Origin of the sequence: Shewanella sp. SM20 (genome assembly GCF_025654545.1) — a bacterium.
GTDB lineage: Bacteria > Pseudomonadota > Gammaproteobacteria > Enterobacterales > Shewanellaceae > Shewanella > Shewanella oncorhynchi.
Genome location: NZ_JAKKRK010000118.1, coordinates 1 through 1,671 on the forward strand (window position 1 = coordinate 1; position 1,671 = coordinate 1,671).

Annotated in this window: 1 protein-coding gene; it reads right to left on the minus strand. The window is 44.5% G+C overall.

Annotation, left to right across the window (positions count from 1 at the left end):
• Nucleotides 1-39: 39 nt before the first annotated feature.
• A protein-coding gene (locus L5M18_RS23105) for an IS3 family transposase (RefSeq protein ID WP_263198715.1) occupies nt 40-1,595 on the minus strand; the annotation gives its coding sequence in 2 pieces (ribosomal slippage) (nt 40-1,142 and nt 1,142-1,595; 1,557 coding nt in all).
• Between the last annotated feature and the right edge of the window lie 76 nt (nt 1,596-1,671).

The following is a 1,671-nucleotide window of genomic DNA, read 5'->3' on the forward strand; positions in this document are numbered from 1 at the left end:
CGGTGTTTTTCAAGGTAGTTGGCACTCTTTACTTAAATTTTAAGCTGCATTTCTTGTTTCAGTTTCAGACTCTTTTTCTGGGTTCAACACTACCTCACCGATAACGTCACAGTTCCTTATACCGTTTGGCCAGCGTTTAGGGTTTCTTGATCTTGCTTCTTCTAGTACCTCCTTACGCTTAGATAAAATCGCTTTATCTTGCATCGCATGTCGCTCACTCGGTGATACAAAATTGAGCTTACTGTGCTTATGTTTGGTATTGTACCAAGTCACAAACTCTTCTACCCATTCCCGTGCCTCGGTGATGTTTTTAAAGCCAGAGCTAGGCCATTCTGGCCGATACTTTAAGGTTCTGAATAATGCTTCGGAGTAAGGATTGTCATTGCTTACGCTTGGTCTACTTAACGAAGCGGTAACACCTAACTCTTCAAGCTTGGCTTTCATCGTCAATGACTTCATCGGAGCACCGTTATCAGAGTGCAATACTAACGGTTTTTTGAAGCATTGCTCGCGTAGCATATTGCGCTGCATTAACTCGGCCGCAAGCTCACCACATTCTCGGTCATGGACTTCATAACCCACTATCTTACGGCTATAAATATCCTCAAACATATACAGATAATAAAAGCGTCCTTTGATGACCGAGGCTAAATAAGTAATATCCCAAGACCATACTTTGTTTGGCCCATCTGCAACGTAAGCATCTGGTTTGCTTCTTTTTGTTACGCCTTGGCTTCGCCCACGCCGATTTAACTGTTCATTGGCTTTTAACACTCGATAAAAACTCGACTCTGAAGCGATATAGACCCCCTCATCAAGCAGTGTCGGCACGATTTGTGAGGGAGGTAGGCTTGCAAACCTTGCCTCATTAGAGGTTGCCAATATCTGCTCTTGCTCATCATCATTAAGCTTGTTAGCAGGCTCCCGTCTTACTGCCGTAGGCCTTAAATCTGCCTGCACTTTTCCTGCTCGATACCAGCGGCGATACGTCCGTTTACTTAACTCTGCTTCAGCGCAAGCTTTGTAAAGACGCGCACCGTGGGCATAAGCTTCTTGTATTAAATCCACCAGTGTTATGCGCTTAGGCAAAGGCGTTAACTCTCCTCGCTGTCGTCCTCCCAAAGCGCATTGAGCTTTTTTCTAAGCACCAGTAAAGCCGCAGCTTCAGCGAGTGCCTTCTCCTTATAACGTAATTCTCGTTGCAGGGATTTTATTTCTGCCTTGTCTGATTTGGCTTGCTGCTTAATCGTTTTAGCTTGAACTTCACTCGTCTTAAAACCACCTAAACAATCTTGTTTCCACTGCTGAACTTGTTCTCGAAACAAGCCTTTTTCTCGGCAATATTGGCTGATTTCAGTTTCTGACATTGGTGCTGTTTCAATGAGAACTGCAAACTTAGCTTCAGCTGCCCAATCATTACTGGTTAATGTTTTACCTGGCACAGGGCGACCCTCTTTTTTGGCTTTATCTCGCCAATGATACAGGGTTTGGTAGGAGATCCCCTCACTGCGAGCCACTTCCGTGACCGTCATATTGTGGGGAGGTAATAATTTCTTTAAGACAGCGTCTTTACGTTCAGGTGAATATCGTTCCATTGAGCTCTCATTGACCGCCCCCTTTATTTAATTATTGGATGATTTTAAGGGGTGACAACAATCCTGACACAGGGGG